Here is an 18,466-nt window from a genome sequence, read left to right as displayed (position 1 = left end):
GACTCGTATCGGCTCTGCTACATTCGTGGAACCGAAGGAATTCTAGTCGGTTTGGCGGAACAACTCGGTAACAAATAAGCAACGTACATTTATAAACATCAGTTACTGAAATATACATTTCTAGAAGCATCGTGCTGACGCCCGCTCGCAGTAGTGTGGATTGAATTGAAACGAATGATGGTCTTATTAAAACTTTAACCGTTATCTGAAAGACATGTGAAACTTAAAAAACATTAAAAAGGAAGATCATATGAAACGAATAGACGTTGCGTATTCTTTGATTACGGATAAAGACAAAACAAAAATCCTCATGGTGAAGAATCATAAAAACGGTACTTGGTCATTACCAGGTGGAGGCGTCGAAGAAAACGAGACCTTAGATGCGGCTGCAATCCGCGAAGCAAAGGAAGAAACGGGATTTGATATTAAAGTCCACGGTGTAGTGGCTATCAATGAGGCAATATTAACAAAACATGATGAACACGTAGTGTTTATTACTTTTAGAGCTGAAATAATAGGCGGGCAACAAGAGATAACTAGACCAACCGAAATTAGTCATGTTGAATGGGTAGATATTGATAGAGCAGATGAATTTATGCCTTATTATCAAGAAGGATTAAAAAATATTGTAAAAAACGAGATTGAAATCAAATATTTTAATGAAGGAAAAATTTGAAGGAATTGTAAAGTAAGTCGAGGAGGACAAGTCCTTCAAATAAAACACCATATTTACGCATTGAACCGTTCGTTTCTCGGTCTGGTATGAGGGATTTCAGGGGAGCGGGATCAACCTGACAACCCTGCACTGGCTAAGTCAGTCGGACCCGGGGTATTCGCCCCTTAAGCCAGTGAGGGTTCGTGAATATAAAGAAGTTATCGGAAATCAGCGCAAACCACAATTCCTCAATCATATGGTGGTGAGACTTTTGATAAGTAAGTTCAAAATCGAAGATGAACAGCTTATTTTATTCATACAAAAAAACTACGGAATTCTTATTAAGGATATTGAATTTATTCCGGTCGGGGATTCGGCGTATTCCTATAAAGTAAATTGTATTGACGAACAACAATATTACTTGAAGTTATTTGATCATCATAATGATAGACAAAGAGAGGGAATACGACGACTACATTATTACCTACCTTTGACTTGGGATCTTTATCATCAAGGGTTGTTTATAAACATGACTCATCCAATAAAGAATTGCTTTGGGAGTTTATTTACTAAATTAGAAGACATCACTATAGCTTTATTTAATTTTATAGTTGGAGAGACCTTGACTGAGGCATATCCTTTCTCAGATGAGATTCTTGTAGGAATTGCAAAGTCCGTGGCTACATTAGAACAGATTACTCCGCACGTGAATCAGAATTTATTACCAAAGGAATCATTTGATATCACTTTCGAATCTGATCTTTTGAGATGTATTTCGATCCTTGAGAAATCAAATCTAAACAATGACTTAAATCAATCACTACGAAAGCTTGTTTTATTAAAGAAAGAACAAATTCTCTTTTTCATGAACTTAGTTAGAGAAATTCGGAATTCAGTTCATATCAATGCTAGCCAACTTGTTTTGTGTCACGGTGATATGTGGGGTGGAAATATCATATATCACAATAATCAGTTGTTCTTTTTAGACTGGGAATCGGTGATCATAGCACCACCTGAGTATAATTTGTTTGGCTATATTGGTTCGAGTTTCGACATCTTTATATCTTCCTATATTAAACAGTTGGATCGAAAAATTCAGATTAATCTGGACTTGATTCGCTTTTACTCTTATCGTGCACATCTTCGTAATCTATCTAACTGGGTTATGAATATTCTATTTAGGAATAAAGATGAGTCTCAAAGTATCAATGACTTAGAAATGATTCGAAACCACTGTTTAAATCGATTTGATCAAATTGAACCCAATATAAGAAATATTAGAAGAGACATAGTAAGTTGAATACTTATTCGAAGAAGGCGCTGATATCTTAATAACAATGTGTTCACTCATCGGGGCATACGCCGCTCGGTCCAGGCGGGAAATCGGAGAAGTAATTGCCGGCTAAATTCGCACCACCTAACCGCATCGCAGCGCGGCCTTTCGGGCCTTATGGTGGTGGAGTTCGTGAACACACCAACTTTATTGGCCATGGGGGAGAGTGCGATTATAACCAATCTAAAGAATAGAAGAACACTTCTTGTCCTCATACTCGTTATAGGGGCTGTATATTTTGTTCTAGGTGATATGAATGGTTTCATGAGTAAGTCAAACTTAAATAAAGAAATTCAGGTAAAACAAATCTCCAGCACGGAGATGTCCAAAGCACGATACACCAGAAAAGGATCAGGTGCATATATCGATTGGATAGACGTTGAATTAAATCAGGATGAAATTAATAATATTGTAAATTGGATTAATTCTGTACCTGATTCAGATCGTATTGCGTTGAAACAAATACCATCAAACACCAGCATTAGTGCAGGGATTGTTTTTAAATTAAAGGCCGGAAATGAAATAAGAATCCAATATGATCTTGAAAAGATTTATATAACAAGAACAGATATATGGACTAGGCAATTGATTTATACAATCGATCAAGAAAACTTAAGGGATTTCTTTGATCAACAACTTAAAGGGTTTTATTTTGGAGAAGACAAGGTAAATAAATCTTGAAGGTGATCCCAGAAGCCCATCTCACATCATAGGCGTCAACATGAACCGTGTTGAAACGATGGAGGAATTGAAGCGCAGTCTTTAAAATCGATCGAAGACACAGAATAGATGATGAAAGGTCCGGCCATTAAGAATGTGGCCGGACCTTCGTCGTTGTTTTGACACTTTGGAATCTGGAGGCTTAACTCGGTTCAATATGAACATGGACGTCATAAACGCCATGCGTTTCTTTTAATTCATGCTCCACCTGGTCGGAAATATCATGGGCAACCCGAATGTCCAGATTGGATCTGACCAGAATGACGATGTCGACAACCGTGTTGCTGCCGTAATTTCTTGCCCGAATGTCTTTGACTCCTTTGACTCCAACCACTTGTTTCACGGTTTCTTTGTAGCCTTTGATAATGTTCTCATCGAATCCGTCGGTTAAATGATGAGAGGCATCGCGGAATATATCCCAGGCGGTTTTGCATATCAGAAAACCTACCACTATGGCCGTCAGCGGGTCGAGCCAGGGAAGTTGAAATTGGGCGCCTATGATGCCGACAACCGTGCCGATGCTGACCCAAGCGTCCGAGAGGTTATCCTTCGCGGCCGCCATTACGGCTTGGCTGTTGATTTGGCTGGCAAGACGCTTGTTATAGCGGTAAACGCAGTACATGACAATTGCACAGCCGATCCCGGTCCAGGCGGATATGAGATCAGGCGATTCGTGGGTACCTTCAAACATGGAAGATGCGGCCCCGAACAATACCTGGATCCCGACGGCCATCATGATGAAAGAGGCGATCAAGGATGCTACCGTCTCCGCTTTCCAGTGTCCGTAAGGATGATCCCGGTCCGCAGGTTTTTGCGATAATCGTAGTCCGATCAATACGGCAATGGATGCCACGATGTCGGTAGCATTATTTAATCCGTCGGCACGCAGAGCTTCGGAGTTCGCCGAGTAACCTATCAATAGCTTGATTGCAGATAGACAAATATAAGCAATGATGCTGATGATCGCACCTTTTTCACCCAATTTTAAATCCTTGTAACGTTGTTCTTCCACGTCTGGCCGACTCCTTCCGCACACCCTTAAAAATAGTACCTGACTATAATACCAATCCACGCATGGGTGGGTCTAGAGCAACGTTTTTTCCTGTCGCTTAATATGTGACAAGGGGCAAAAAATGTTGCGCCGGACTAAGAAAGATAGATTCCGGTAAAACGCAAAAAATGCCGGCGATGCGCCGGCCGTTATTTGTTGTATATATCAACCGTAGATAGGCAGCCACAATCGAATATCCCCCTTTCGTAGGCTATCGATTGTTTCTCCGAGATTTGCGGCGGAGGATGCTTATCGTGAGCATGATGGAAAGAATCCCGATTATGGCATGCATAGGCCTCTTGCCTCCTGAAGGTTCATGATGGAACATCGGTTATGCATCCATATTATTCACGATGAAAGGTTCGTGCTTGGGTTGTTATGCAGGGCAGGCCGCAGAATCGAGAGAAAGAGTTACGCATTCCGCTATGGCGAACATAATCCATATGCTACGGCGTTCGGTTCGTTTTCCTCGCTTTTGCCGTTGATTGACGGGGAACCAGAACCGTGGGCAGCTTGATCTGCTGGTATTCGCTGCTTCGATTCTCTATTTGCTCCATAATCAGCCTGCCGGCTTCACGGCCGAGCTCGAGCTCCTGCTGGACGACGGCCGTAGGAGGAACGATGCAGAAGTCCGGATACTCCACATCGTCGAAGAAGACGACCGACAGATCCTCCGGCACGGAGATGCCGAGCTGCAGAGCCGCTTGAATGACATGCGGGCTGAAGTTAGAGGACAGGAGAGCCGTCATCTGCGGATTAGCCTTTAAAAATTGCTGGATCATGGCAATCACCTCTTCGTCACTGCTGGTCATCGTCAGCTTGGTCATCTGCATGCTGCGATCAATGAGAATGTGGCGGTCCTCAAGTGCTTTTTCGTAGCCGTGCAATCGGTCCTCAATGCTTGAGGTTCCTTCGGCAAGCGTGGAGATAAACCCGATTTGGCTATGACCGAGCTCATGCAGATGGTTGACGGCTTGCATGGCCGCCGCATAGTTATCCGAGCTGATCGAATTGGTGTCCACTCCCTTTAGCTCGCGGTCAAGCAGGACAAGGGGGAAGCGGTTCAGCGTAAGCGACAGGATTTCGTTGTTGTAGTGCTCACCTTCCACGGGATAAATGATAAGTCCTTTGACTCCGGCCTGCTTCATTTCCTGAATCCTCAGAATTTCATGTTCCTGGGAGTCGTTGGTTTTCGCGAATAAGAGCTGATATCCGTTCCCGGACAGGCTATCTTCAATTCCGCTCAGCAGATTAGCGGTGAACCGGTTGTCCAGACGGGGCAGGAGAAAACCGATAACGGGCACCGTGTGAGCTGCTTTTTCCTCTGTTGAGATATTGGATATATCCTCCGGACGGTGGTCGGACACAAAGGTGCCCTTACCCTGCAGTCTGTAGACGACTCCTTTATCCACCAGTGTCGTCAGCGCATTCTTCACCGTAATTCGACTGACGCCGAATTGTTCCGCCAACTCATTCTCGGAAGGTATGCGGCTCCGCGGCTTCCAATTTTCGTTCCGAATTTGTTCAATGATAAACGTTTCGATTTTCTTGTACATGGGCGTGAATTTTTTTACCATGGCATTTATCTCCAATCGCTAATAGATCCGTTTTAAATATATTATATAAATACAACATATACAAGTGTTGTTTATTTATATCAAGTTATTATGAGTACAAGAAAAATGATCAATCCTTATTTATGGCTGATAAACCCGTATTGTCTTATTTTAAGAGAAAATGTCGGGTTCATTTCGATCTTTAGTTGTATCAAAAAATAAACATTTACATCAAAAAATATGTTGTTTATATTGTTATTAAAGTTATTGGATGAAGCGTTTCCAATACGACGTATTCATCTCATATGAACCGCAGGATGGTGTAAGTTCCTTGAGATCAAAAGGAGGTGCAGCAGCTTTTATCCCCATATGGCAAGTCATAATGGAATCGTAACGGAAGAACATTCAAAATCGAAGATAAGGGTGGTTGCGGAAATGAAAACCAGAGCAGGAATGATGATGACGCTGTTGACTGTTTTTTCACTAATTGTAAGCGCTTGCGGAGGAGGGCAATCAGGCGGAACTGAATCTGACGCCAATAAGGAACTGACGATGTGGACCTGGAAGGTGGCTTATACGCCGGGAATCGAGGCAGCCGCGAAGCTGTACGAGGAGAAAACGGGCGTCAAAGTCAAAGTGGAGACCTTCACGCCGGACGATACGTACCGCCAGAAATTTCAGGCTGCCGCTAACTCCAAGAATCTGCCGGATATCGTGAATTGGTGGGCAACTGCCGGCGATTCCATCGAGAACTCCGTTATGGAGCTCTCGGGAGAGGTTGGCGACGATATCTTGAGCACTTACTACAGTGCAGCCATGGATCCGATTATCGTCACGCAGAGTCAGGTTGATTCCTGGCAGGCAGACAAGAACGCCACAACGATTCAAAAGTCGCTGAAGGCCGGCCAGTTCTACGGGCTCCCCTTGGATATCGGTGGATTCTTTACCTTCTACGGTAACAAAAAGCTGATCGAAGAAGCGGGTCTGACCGCGGAAGCGCCAAAAACCTGGGAGGAATTCGTCACGATGATGGAGACGATCAAAGAGAAGACGGGAACGCCCGGATTGGTGTTTGGAGCCAAGCTTCCTGATTTGTGGGAGAACTGGGCCGGATCGGCTTTGTCCATCATGCTGAATGAACCGCAAGGTTATATCGACCTGCTCGAACGGAAGTCCAAATTGAGCGATCCGGCGAATCTGCCGGTGGTGAAAGCGATGGAAACGTTAGCCAATAAAGATCTGTTAATGCCGGGCATTCTTTCGACGGATATCGATGGTGCCGATCAGGCATTTGCGGCAGGCAAAGCTGCTTTTGATCTGGGTGGTTCCTTCACGATGTCGACGCTGCTGGCCATGGGAATGAATCCGGAGGATATCATTACGTTCCCGGTGCCGCCGCTGGAAGGATCGAAGATTACGAGCTGGACGACGGATCCGTTTACTTTGACGATGCTGTCCGTGAACAAGGATTCCAAGAACAAGGATCAAGCGCTCGACTTCATTAAATTCTTGACCGCCGATCCGGATGCGGCCGTTGCGTTTGCTAATGCGGCGTATACCGTACCGGCACTGAACCTGGGTGACCGCGCGCAGGACCTGGACCCGAACCTGAAGTCTATATCGGAAGCGTTCGCAGCGGAGCCTGGCCCGTACAGCCAAGCGTCCCCAGCGATCAATACGTATCGCGGCAAGCATAAAGAGTGGGAAGTGTACGCCCAATCGATGCAATCCATGATCGAGAAGAAAATGACGGCCGAAGAAGTGGCCAAAACATTCGACGACACGATGGAAAGTCTGAAAGCCAGCGGCAACTAAGCCGCATACCGAGCGATCGGCCGGACCCGCCCCGGGTTCAGCCGATCGCTAAATTGAGAAGCCAAAGGTGATGGATCATGATAAAGAGTCGAAATAAGTGGGTGCCTTATCTTTTTTTACTGCCCGGCGTACTTCTGTTTCTTGCCATCGGCATATACTCGGTCGGATTCTCGATCATGCTCAGTTTTTATAACTGGTCAGGAATTGATTTTTCAACGGCGCGGTTCGAAGGGCTCGCGAATTTCCGTCAGTTCCTGCTTGGCGATGATCCGATCGTAACCCGAAATTTCTATAACGCGGTACTCCATAATCTGGTGATTGCCGTTTCCCAGGTCGTGGTCGTCGTACCGATCGCGCTTGTACTGGCCTTTGTGCTGCAGAACACAAAGGCGGCGTCCTGGTACCGTACAATCTACTTCCTGCCGATGATAGCATCCGGCGTAGCGATTTTCTATGTATGGAAAGGATTATTTGAGCCAACCGGAGCATTTAATTCGCTGTTCCTGTGGCTGGGGCTGGATTTCCTGGCGGTGCCCGGGGGGATGCTCGGAAGTTCATCGACCTCCTTGCTTGGCATTATTCTAACATCCATATGGGGCGGCCTGCCGGGAACGCTCATTCTGTATTACGCGGGCCTGACGTCCATCGATCCCACTCTTTACGAAGCCGCAAGCGTAGACGGCGCCAAAAAATCCACGATGATCATGAAAATCACGTGGCCGCTGCTGAAGCCGATCACGCTCATCGCCGTCATCCAGATGGTGAACGGTGCCTTCCAGGCCTTCGAGAATGTGTTCATCATGACGGGCGGCGGACCGGCGGGCAGCTCGGAGGTTATCGGCACCCTGGTATATCGAACAGCCTTCCTGAACAATGACTACGGTCTGGCCAGCGCGATTGGATGGGTATCTTTTCTGATTACCGGCGTTATCGCCATTTTCAGCATCCGTTCATTCCAGGCGGACATCTAAAGGAGGATCACATGGTCAAACTTATTAAACACGTCGTTCTCGTCCTGTACGGATTGACCTGCCTGTATCCTTTTGTATGGATGATCGGCACATCGCTGAAAACATCGCAGGATGCGCTAGCCAATCCGCAAAGCCCGTTTCCACAGGCCGCACCGGCTTGGTCCACGTTCGGAGAGGTATGGAACAAGCTAGATTTCTATCAATTTTTTGTCAACAGCGTGATCGTGAGTGCAGTCGTCATTGTCGGCGTCATCCTTATCTACACCATGATGGCATTTTCATTTGCGAAGTTTATTTATAGAGGCAAAAAATTCATCTACTACATGTTTATCGCACTTTTGCTCGTTCCGGGCGTCACTACGCTGATCCCGCTATATATCAACATGACAAATCTGGGGCTGCAAAATACGTACGTCGGCATGATCCTGCCCATGATTAACGGCGCCGCGCCGTTCGCCATTTTCTTGTTCACCAGCTATTTCCGCACGATTTCGCATGAGCTCTACGAGAGTGCCGTGCTGGACGGCTGCGACAATTTCAAAATCTATTACAGGATCTACCTGCCGCTTGCACTGCCTGCGATCGGAACGATTGCCATCCTGAACTTCATCGGCAGCTGGAACAATATCCTGTGGCCGATGATCATCGTGGACAGCCGGGATATGTTCACCTTGCCTATGGGACTGATGTACCTGGATTCTTCCTCCTTCAAGAAATGGAATGAATTGATGGCAGGCGCGTTGATTACGGTCATTCCGATTCTGGTCGCGTTCCCGTTCATGCAGAAGATGTACGTCAAGGGGATGACGGTCGGCTCGGTCAAAATGTAATACCGCTTGAACTCGTTATCATCGATAACAAATCAACCCTGAACTAAACCTTACAAGATTGGGATGAACTGGATGACTACAAAAACAGCGCACGTTATCGCACATTCGCATTGGGATAGAGAGTGGTATCTGCCATATGAGAAGCACCGGCTGAGACTGGTTCGGCTGATGGAGGATGTCATCGAGACGTTTGAAAAGGACCCGGCATTTACAAGCTTTCACCTGGATGGCCAATATATCGTGCTGGAGGATTACTTGGAAATCATGCCGCACAGGGCGGATCAGGTCCGATCGTTGGTCGAACAGGGCAAGCTGATCGTGGGCCCTTGGTACATCCTCCAGGATGAATTCCTAGTCAGCAGCGAAGCCAACGCGCGCAACCTGTTGATCGGCATCAACGCGTCAAGGAAAATGGGCGGTTACCCGAAGATCGGTTATTTCCCGGATTCCTTCGGCAACATGGGGCAGGCGCCGCAGCTGATCCGTCAGGCGGGCATCGAAGTAGCCGTGTATGGGCGCGGCGTGAAGCCCGTTGGATTTAATAACGAAATACAGTCAGGCAGCGGACACGGGCATACCTCCAAATACTCGGAGATGTTATGGGAATCGCCCGACGGTTCCAGGGTGCTGGCGATCCTGTTCGCCAATTGGTACAACAACGGGATGGAGATTCCAGTGGAGCCTGATGAGGTAAAAGCGTACTGGTCTCGGAAGCTTGCCGAAGCCGAAGAATTCGCTTCAAGCCCGGAGCTGCTATTCATGAACGGCTGCGACCATCAGCCGCTGCAGAAGGATCTGACGGTGGCTTTGCAAACGGCCGGCAGCATAGTGCCCGACGTGACGTTCCGCCACTCCAGCTTTCCGGAATATGTCGCGGCTTTGCGCAGTGCAAGCCCGGAGTCGCTGGACGTCATCCGCGGCGAGCTTCGAAGCCAATGGACCGACGGTTGGATGACGCTGGTGAATACGGCGTCCAGCCGTGTATATATCAAGCAGCAAAATGCGAAAACCCAAACGTTGCTGGAGAAAGTGGCCGAACCGCTGGGGGTTATGGCATCGCTGGCCGGTGCGGCGTATCCGCGGCATGAGCTGCTGTATGCCTGGAAGACGCTGCTTCAGAATCATCCGCATGACAGCATCTGCGGCTGCAGCATCGACGAAGTGCACCGGGAGATGTTGACACGGTTTGCCAAATCGCAGCAGGTTGCCGAATCGGTTGCGACGCAGAGTGCCGCCTGGGTAGCGGAATCGGTAAATACCTCCGGCTTCGATCCGGAAGCCGCCCGCCCATTCGTCGTGTTCAACAGCTCGGGGCACGGCCGATCAGGAATTGCTAGGGCGACAGTGGATGTGGAGCGTCGATATTTTGATCACCAGGCGCCGCATTTGAAGTATCAGGAGTTCAAACAACAATGGGAGGCATTTAATCCAGATGAATGGGGTATAACGGACTCTAATGGCCATCAGGTGGAAGCCGTGATTACGCCGATCGGGCCAGTCTTTGGTTATGATCTCCCGGATGACCGGTTCCGTCAGCCCTACTGGGCTTATCAAGTGGAAGTGGAGCTTTACGTTCAAGACATTCCAGGGATCGGCTACCGCACGTTCGCCTTGGTCCCCAAGGAAGTCCTAAGTGTGAAGGCGTGGGAAGCATCCGAATCCTCCGCATTGGTTGCAGGCGATCATGTCATGGAAAACCGGTTCCTTCGCGTCGAGATTGCCGAAGACGGATCGTTTATGCTGTCGGATAAAGTCAATAACCGCCTGTATGAGGGGCTTGGCATCTATGAGGATACCGGCGATATCGGGAATGAATATATGTACAGACAGCCAGATGATGAAGTAGCACTGACTACTCAAGGGCTCCCTGCGGACATTAAGCTTGTGCATCATACAAGGCTGAGAGCGGTATACCGAATCGAGCACGCCTGGAAGCTTCCGACCCGTGCGGATGACCTGCTGGATGAAGAGATTCGGTCCATGGTGCCGTTCCGGTACCGTCAATCCCGGCGGGTGAGCGAGATGGCGGAGGTTCGGATTGTAACCGAGCTGACCCTTGAGAAGGACAGCCGTAGGGTCGGCATCAAGAGTTACATCGACAATACGGTGCGGGATCATCGCATCCGAATGCTGTTCAGAACCGGTCTTGAGGCGGACCATGTTACGGTTGACTCCATCTATGAGCTGGCGCAGCGTCCGATTCAACCGGAGGCGGAATGGAGCAATCCGAGCAATGCCCAGCATCAGAATGCCTTTGTTAGCATTAGCAATGGCCGTGAGGGACTTACGATAGCAAATAAAGGCCTGAACGAGTATGAAGTGCTTGCCGAAGGGAATACACTTGCGGTTACCTTGCTGCGCGGAGTTCGGGAGCTGGGGGATTGGGGCGTATTCGCGACGCCTGAAGCGCAGTGCCTGGGGCAGCACACTCTGGAGATGGAACTGATCGCGCATGATCTGGACGTTATCCGTTCCCGTGCTTATGTGCAGGCGTATCAATTCCCGGTTCCATGGACGGTGCAGCAGACCGGCGTGCATGGAGGAACGCTGCCAGCTTCTCAGGAGTTTTTGCAATGGGAGGGCGAAGGTCTTGCTTTCAGTGCGCTGAAACAGGGCGAAGAGAAGCATGATCTGATGTTCCGGGTTTTCAATGTGTCTTCGGAAGCTGCAACGATGAAGGTGAAACCTTTGTTTCAGGTTGATCAAGTTTATGAAAGCACGATTATTGAAGAAATGGGAGAAACCTTGAGTCCGGACGAGGATGAACGTTATGCGTTGAAGGTCGGCCCGGCAACAATTCAGACCCTTGGCATGCAAACGCCGGCTCGATGATCCACGCAGATCTCTTTGAATAGAAGGAGGGGAAGGACATGGCTAACATTTCAGGCATTCAATGTATTCGTACCCGGCATGACGGAAGCTGGGTCATTGTCAAAGTGCTGACGGACCAGGACGGCCTGTACGGGATCGGCTCTGCCAGCGATATATACCAGCCCGGAGCGATTGTCAGCGTCATCGAAGAATTGCTGAAGCCGCTTCTGATCGGCCGGGACGCGAGCCAGATCGAGGACATCTGGCAAACGATGTATACCAGCGGATATTGGCGCAACGGTTCGACGCTTCATACGGCGATGGGCGGCATAGATATGGCATTATGGGACATTAAGGGCAAGGAGGCGGGGCTGCCGGTGTATCAGCTGCTCGGCGGCGCCGTCCGTTCTGCCGTGCCTTGTTATGCGCATGCCAACGGTACCACCTATGAGCAGCTGGAAGAAGAGGTGATGGCTTATCAAGAGCAAGGCTATGGCGTCATCCGCTGCCAGCTTGGCGGATACGGCGGCGGAGGTTTTGTATCCTCTCGGCTGCCGTCAACGATTTTTCCGCCTGCGAATCGATTTGATGAAGCCAGTTACATTACGGCCATTCCGGCTATGTTTGAAAAGCTTCGCGTTCGATTCGGCATGAATCTGTCTTTCACGCATGACGTGCACGAGCATTTGACGCCCTCGGGAGCGGTTGCCCTATCCAAGGAGCTTGATCCATACCGCTTGTTCTTCTTGGAGGATTTGCTTCCGGCGGAGCATACGGACTGGTATCGCAGCGTGAGGCTGAACAGCACGACCCCGCAAGCCGTGGGCGAGCTGTTCGTGCATCCTCAGGAATGGCTGCCATTGGTCAAAGAGCGCTTGATTGACTTCGTAAGGATGCGTGTCTCCAAGGCCGGAGGGATTACGCCATGCCGCAAAATCGCCGTCGTCTGCGAAGCATTCGGCGTCCGTACCGCATGGCAGGAAGGCGGGGAGAACGATCCGGTGAATCAAGCGGCCGCAGCCCATTTGGACATGGCCATCATGAGTTTCGGCGTGCAGGAGAGCAACCATTTCCGCGCAGAGGAGCAGGAAGCCTTTCCCGGCCATGCCGTGCTGGAAGGCGGGCATCTGCAGCTTAACGACAAGCCGGGACTCGGGATCGATATCGATGAAGCTAAAGCGGCCGCCTTGCTGCGCGATCCGAAGCGCCTGACATCCTATCACCACCCATACAAGCTGGACCGCAAGCCGGACGGAACGCTACTTCGGCCGTAAGGCTAATGACAAGGAGGCATCATCATGAACAGAATCATCGTCACAGGCTCGGAAGGCAAACTCGGACATTACGTGGTGGAAGAGCTGAACCGGGCGGGTTACAAGGTCATTGGGACGGATACCCGCCCGTCCAGCGGAAGGAACCGGTATGCCCGCTATGTGCAAGGGGATTTGAATCAACTTGGAGAGGTATATGGATTATTAGCCGAGGCGGATGCCGTGATTCATTTGGCGGCTATACCGAATCCGGTCAGTTATTCGCCTGAGCGGATATTCGCTAACAATGTCATGTCCACCTATAACGTTATGGAGGCCGCATCGAAGCTGGGTATCCAGCGCGTCGTATTCGGATCCAGCGAGTCGGCTTACGGCTTTTGCTGGGCGAAGCATCCGTTTGCGCCTCACTATCTGCCCGTGGACGAAGACCATCCGCTGCTGCCGCAGGAGAGCTATGGACTATCCAAACAGACCAACGAGCATATCGGCGACATGTTTGCCAGACGGGTGAACATGCAAGTCTTCGCGATGAGGTTTTCATTAGTTCTGACGCCGGAAGAGTATAGCCGCGAGATCGCTGCTTTCTCCGACACCGCCAGGCACCATCGTATTTTATGGAGCTACGTCGATGCGAGAGATGCAGCCACCGCTTGCCGCCTAGCGCTAGAAACAAGGCCTAACGAATCGAAGGAGGCCTGCCGACTGGATGTGACGTCCAGCGATATTCTCAGCGATGTTGGTCTGGAAGAGCTGGCACGGCGATATTATCCGCAGGTGCCTTTGCCAGGGGCGTCTATACAGGAGTTGACCGCTTTCGTATCCAATCGGCGCGCACGAGAGCGGCTGAACTGGAAGCCGGTGCATTCATGGAGGGAAATTCTAGGACAGCAAGACATGCAATAAGGAATAACTCAAACCCGATCCATTGATTATTGAAACTCTTGGAATCGTGTCGTCTGGTCCGTTATTGTAGCAGACCTGCAGTATCTTGGTGCATGTACGGATGCTGCAGGGGACGGACGGTTATTTTCTACCGGAAGAAACGCTGACCTCGGAAGAGGCGTCAGTGTTCCTGTTACCGCTTGTATATCTGCTGCCATACCCCATGTAATTTCTTGTGCCCAGACTTAGCTGCCATCAGCATGAGCTCATAAGGCTTCATCAATAGAATCCGAGGAGGGTCCTAACCTATGAATAAGATGAACATGCATCCATATGCAACGATACAGCAAAAAACTACTTCGATGAATCCCGTTATTACCAGCATCTATACGGCAGATCCCTCGGCCCATGTGTGGAATGACGGCAAAATCTACGTATACGCCTCGCATGACGTGGATCCGCCCCGAGGCTGCGACCTGATGGACCGCTATCACGTATTCTCCTCGGAGGACATGGTGCATTGGCAGGACGAAGGTGAAATCTTAAACTCCGATGATGTGAGCTGGGGCCGGCCGGAAGGCGGATTTATGTGGGCGCCGGACTGTGCTTATCGAAATGGAACCTATTACTTCTATTATCCTCACCCGAGCGGATCGGATTGGAACGATACCTGGAAGATCGGAGTCGCCACGAGCGACAAACCTGCCAGCGGGTTTATCGACCAAGGATACATCCAAGGCCTGGGAGGTTTTGCGATGATCGACCCGGCCGTATGGGTTGACGATGACAACCGTGCGTATATGTACTACGGCGGGGGCGGCGTTTGCGCCGGGGTCGAGCTGAACGATGACATGATGACGATTCATGGGGACGTTCAAGTCATGGAAGGGCTGGAGGATTTTCACGAAGCTGCCTGGGTATTCAAAAGAGAGGGCCGGTATTATCTGACTTACGCGGACAATCTGGAAGGAAATAATCGAATGCGTTATGCCACCAGTGACCATCCGCTCGGACCTTGGACATATCAAGGCATATTCCTGGAGCCGACGGGCTGTTCAACGACGCATGGATCCGTGGTCGAGTTCAAAGGAAGCTGGTATTTGTTCTATCACAATCAAGCGATATCAGGTGAGGGCACTCTCCGGAGCGTATGTATTGATGAGCTGCACTTTAATGAGGATGGCACGATCCAGACCGTGCACCAAACGCTCGATGGGGTTAAGCTCGCTCCGGGAGGGCCTACGTGCTCTCCGAAGCTGGAGGTGTATGAGGCAGCTTTATGCCAAGTGGTCGGCGGTGCGGAGCTTAAACAAGCCGCGGACGGCGTTACCGTTGCAACCCATCTCAGATCCGATACGGCCTGCTGCCGATTTGGCGATATCAAAGGCGGATCGACTGGAGGCAGGGCTGAAGTCGGAATCGTCTACGGTACGGCGGAACGCTTGGCTAAACTGAGATTGAGCGTAAACGGTACTGATTATTCATTCGTAAACGCATTGGGCACGGGAGGTATCCACGAAAGAACGGGATACACGGGCATTACGGTTGTGCTGAATGCCGGCAACGGGAATACGGTCGAGTGGAGCGGGGGACATGGCGAGATAGCGATTGAGGCGTTAATCGTCAAGCATCTGAAAGATTGATTACGCGATTATTCATTATGGATACCATAGAACAAGTGGGAAGGTACAGGGATGGATAAGGGTTGGCCTGTGCATGCAATCGCTTATGGCGGACATGCGCAGGCTTTTATTGTGCGGGAAGAAGAAAAATAGCGGGCGAGATCCTCTCTCGACACCGCTATCTGTATTTACATCCTGAATGCATGCCCCCCGAACGTGAAACATGCAGAGCGACATTCCAACTTGCAATTCCATGAAGCCGCATGTCCTCCGGTGCTCTTACATGATCTTGTTTAAGTAAAGCATATATTCGCCACGGTTCAGCGGGTTGACTTGCCGACGTGTATTGACTGGGAAGGGAGCTTGCACCTTCGTATAACCGCCTGGTTTAACGGTTAGCATGCCTTCGCCGCTCGTAAGGGAATGAACCTCGGCTTTCAGCAAGTCGGTAGTCCGCACCGGAATGGTGCCGTGAACGTGGACGGTACCGTTATGGAACGCGGGTTCCTGATAAGTGCCGTCCAGCGCGGCTAATTTGGATAGTACTTTGCTTAAGCTGTTTTCCGGCAGAATGAATTGGATCACGTTTATGGGCTCGTATACTTCCGTCCCTGCTTGGTCGAGCGCAGCCATGAGGACTAGAGGAGTCAAGCTTCGAAAGTCCTTTGCCGTCGAAACCGGGCTTGCGTAACCGGTATGCGTCAGCGTTACGATCGTATCGGTCACGGCCCATCCGTACAAACCTTCCTGAAGCACCTCGAATACCGTGTCTTTAATTGCTTTCTGAAAAGCTAAGGGAAGGGAGCCCAGTTCCACTTCTAGTCTGTACTGAATTCCGGTACCGAACTCGCCAGGTTCGACCCTGATGCCCACCGTTGCATAAAAAGGACACTCGCCTATATATTCAACAGCTTCTCCCGTGCCATAAGGCTTCTCGATGCAAATCACCCGCGGAGCGGAAAATACGGCTTCGATGCCGTACTGCTGCAGAATCGTTTCCAGCAGAATTTCTTGCTGGACTTTGCCGAATACATGGATGACATTCTCGCTTGTTTTCGTGTCCTGGCTATATTGCAGAAACGGATCCTCTTCGGTGAGATCGCTTAAGGCGGCATGCAGCTGATGTTTCTCCGCGGAATGAACGGCCGAAACCTGGACTTGAATCGGCGGCTTTTGAAAATGAACCGTCTTCATCCTCCCGGAAACGCTGCCGATGACGTCGCCCACCTTGAGTTCGCCGTCGATAAGAATGGCGATGTCGCCTGCGCCGATTCCATGGACCGGAATGGATTTGCCCTGGTGCAGAGCATGAAGCTGCTTCACCTTGAGCGTCGAGGTTTGTCCGTTCTGATGGATCACCGGAATTTCATCACGATACTGGATGCTGCCAGCATACAGGCGGAGGTATACATTCCTCTCCCCATTCGGTCGTCTGATCACTTTGAATACCAAGCCGGATAACGGTTCATGCTGAAGCATCGACGATGGGTTAACCGGGAAAAAATCACCGAGCGCTTGAAGCAGCGGTTCAATGCCGAGACCTTTGGCTGCTGAACCTGCAAATAGGGGATAAGCTTTGCCTTGGCGCGTTTGCCTCCGCAATTCCTCCTGCAGCCGTTGATGTGATATCGGAATATCCAGAGCATAATCGTTCAGCAGATCGTCATTGGACAATGCCAGGGTTTCTACCCAGCCTGCGTGGTGGGGATCGGCCGCATCCGCCTGAACGGCTGCGCCACCTTCCTTGATGACCGAACTCATTTCGCAAATATGTTCGTCAAGCAGATGGCGTATCATCGCATAAACCTTCCGGTAGTCGGCGCCCATTCGATCGATTTTGTTCATGAATAATAGGGTGGGTATCTTTTGTTCCTTCAATGTCTGCATGAGCACCCGGGTTTGGGACTGTACGCCTTCAACGGCGGAAATGACCAGTATGACGCCATCCAGTACGCTAAGCGAATGCTCGACCTCCGAGATGAAGTCGGCATGGCCGGGCGTGTCGATGAGATTGACTTTCAGATCGCCCAGCATGAATGATACCGCGGCGGATTTGATCGTAATGCCCCGTCTCCGCTCAATGTCCAATGAATCCGTGGTCGTATTGCCATGGTCCACCGAGCCTGCTTGTTCAATAATCCCGGCCTTAAATAGAATTTGCTCCGTCAGCGTAGTTTTACCGGCGTCAACATGGGCCAAAACTCCAATGTTCAATATGTTCTTCATATATCGTAACCCTCATTCGTTTCATCATTTGTAGTCCTTTCGGTTGGATGTCGTTGTGACATTGCCGCATAGATATCGCCTCCATGTAGAATAAAGTTAATTCTAGTTTATCCATTGAGAAGGGAACGGAATATGGAATAAATGCTTATAATCATTCATTATCTTGCACGGTACCTGACAACGTGCTGCGTCCTGTTTGGGTTTACATATTTATTACCGTGAAATATCGCCCGAGTTGAATTAGGATAGAGGCATAAACCATGTTGAAGGAGTCTTGCATTTGATATCACTTCATGTCATAGATAAAGATAATTGGGAGGATTGCATCCGCCTTAAACCCAAACCTGAACAGGAGAAATGGATTGCCCCTAATCTATATTCCATAGCGGAAGCTCAATTTATGGAGGGTTTCGAAACGAGAGCCATTTTCCATGATGATGAAATGATCGGATTTGTTATGTACGGACTGCACCCGCACGATGACAACTATTGGATATACCGATTTATGATCGACGGCAAATTTCAGGGAATGCATTATGCCAAGCCTGCGATTCGCCTGGTTCTTGATGAGATTCGCCATTCGCCGAATCGTACGGACGATGTTATGCTGTGTTACAAACCCGGGAACGAGCATGCAAAAAGGCTCTATACCCAAATCGGGTTTACGGAAGCCGGTTATGCTCCCTGGGGAGATGTGATGGCTAAATATAGTTTTGTATAATA

14 protein-coding genes and 1 pseudogene are annotated in these 18,466 nt (G+C 49.5%); 12 read left to right on the top strand and 3 right to left on the bottom strand.

Translation table 11 applies throughout. The annotated features are described in order from the left end of the window. From RB298_RS15540 to RB298_RS15525, 4 genes and pseudogenes are all read left to right on the top strand, one after another. Positions 1-78, top strand: a pseudogene (locus RB298_RS15540) (VOC family protein); the annotation flags it as partial. A 172-nt stretch (positions 79-250) separates the two neighbouring features. Then, the gene (locus tag RB298_RS15535; RefSeq protein ID WP_213578077.1) at positions 251-676 is read left to right on the top strand and encodes an NUDIX hydrolase; all 426 of its coding nucleotides are present in this window, start codon (positions 251-253) and stop codon (positions 674-676) included. 250 nt (positions 677-926) lie between these two features. Beyond that, positions 927-1,955 (top strand): phosphotransferase, encoded by a 1,029-nt coding sequence (locus RB298_RS15530; RefSeq protein WP_486047522.1) that lies wholly within the window; start codon positions 927-929, stop codon positions 1,953-1,955. Positions 1,956-2,120: 165 nt separating this feature from the next. Further along, positions 2,121-2,669 carry a hypothetical protein gene (locus RB298_RS15525; RefSeq protein WP_486047521.1) on the top strand — a complete coding sequence of 183 codons (549 nt, stop codon included), beginning with the start codon at positions 2,121-2,123 and terminating at the stop codon, positions 2,667-2,669. A 181-nt stretch (positions 2,670-2,850) separates the two neighbouring features. On the opposite strand, the gene RB298_RS15520 is transcribed toward RB298_RS15525, so the two are convergent. Both RB298_RS15520 and RB298_RS15515 read right to left on the bottom strand, forming a co-directional pair. Further along, a complete protein-coding gene (locus RB298_RS15520) occupies positions 2,851-3,720 on the bottom strand; it encodes a cation diffusion facilitator family transporter (protein ID WP_096775451.1) in 870 nt (289 codons plus the stop codon). Positions 3,721-4,205: 485 nt separating this feature from the next. After that, entirely contained in the window at positions 4,206-5,336 is a 1,131-nt protein-coding gene (locus RB298_RS15515; RefSeq protein WP_486047520.1) for a GntR family transcriptional regulator, read from the bottom strand. A gap of 414 nt (positions 5,337-5,750) precedes the next feature. Between RB298_RS15515 and RB298_RS15510 the strand changes: the two genes are divergently transcribed. The 7 genes from RB298_RS15510 to RB298_RS15480 all read left to right on the top strand — a co-directional run bounded on the left by RB298_RS15510 (position 5,751) and on the right by RB298_RS15480 (position 15,538). After that, a complete protein-coding gene (locus RB298_RS15510; RefSeq protein ID WP_277748694.1) occupies positions 5,751-7,130 on the top strand; it encodes an ABC transporter substrate-binding protein in 1,380 nt (459 codons plus the stop codon). Between the two features lie 77 nt (positions 7,131-7,207). Then, positions 7,208-8,101 carry a carbohydrate ABC transporter permease gene (locus RB298_RS15505; RefSeq protein ID WP_096775454.1) on the top strand — a complete coding sequence of 298 codons (894 nt, stop codon included), beginning with the start codon at positions 7,208-7,210 and terminating at the stop codon, positions 8,099-8,101. Positions 8,102-8,112: 11 nt separating this feature from the next. Beyond that, positions 8,113-8,931, top strand: a complete 819-nt coding sequence (locus RB298_RS15500) for a carbohydrate ABC transporter permease (RefSeq protein ID WP_486047519.1) — start codon at positions 8,113-8,115, stop codon at positions 8,929-8,931. 72 nt (positions 8,932-9,003) lie between these two features. Continuing rightward, positions 9,004-11,763, top strand: coding sequence for an alpha-mannosidase (locus RB298_RS15495; protein ID WP_486047518.1), 2,760 nt, complete (start codon positions 9,004-9,006; stop codon positions 11,761-11,763). Between the two features lie 38 nt (positions 11,764-11,801). After that, positions 11,802-13,016 (top strand): enolase C-terminal domain-like protein, encoded by a 1,215-nt coding sequence (locus RB298_RS15490; RefSeq protein WP_486047517.1) that lies wholly within the window; start codon positions 11,802-11,804, stop codon positions 13,014-13,016. Positions 13,017-13,040: 24 nt separating this feature from the next. Continuing rightward, positions 13,041-13,916: an NAD-dependent epimerase/dehydratase family protein gene (locus RB298_RS15485; RefSeq protein WP_486047516.1), complete on the top strand. Its 876-nt coding sequence runs from the start codon at positions 13,041-13,043 to the stop codon at positions 13,914-13,916. A 287-nt stretch (positions 13,917-14,203) separates the two neighbouring features. Continuing rightward, positions 14,204-15,538, top strand: coding sequence for a family 43 glycosylhydrolase (locus RB298_RS15480; RefSeq protein WP_486047515.1), 1,335 nt, complete (start codon positions 14,204-14,206; stop codon positions 15,536-15,538). Between the two features lie 258 nt (positions 15,539-15,796). Here RB298_RS15480 and RB298_RS15475 read toward each other — a convergent pair whose 3' ends face one another. Continuing rightward, positions 15,797-17,743, bottom strand: a complete 1,947-nt coding sequence (locus RB298_RS15475; protein ID WP_486047514.1) for a GTP-binding protein — start codon at positions 17,741-17,743, stop codon at positions 15,797-15,799. A gap of 280 nt (positions 17,744-18,023) precedes the next feature. Between RB298_RS15475 and RB298_RS15470 the strand changes: the two genes are divergently transcribed. Beyond that, positions 18,024-18,464, top strand: a complete 441-nt coding sequence (locus tag RB298_RS15470; RefSeq protein ID WP_096775461.1) for a GNAT family N-acetyltransferase — start codon at positions 18,024-18,026, stop codon at positions 18,462-18,464. Positions 18,465-18,466: the final 2 nt, after the last annotated feature.

The sequence above is a fragment of the Priestia sp. BR_2 genome (assembly GCF_041954005.1).
Lineage (GTDB): Bacteria > Bacillota > Bacilli > Paenibacillales > Paenibacillaceae > Paenibacillus_AQ > Paenibacillus_AQ lautus_A.
The sequence above is the reverse complement of the archived record's forward strand: the minus strand, read 5'-3'. Positions and strand labels throughout refer to the sequence as shown.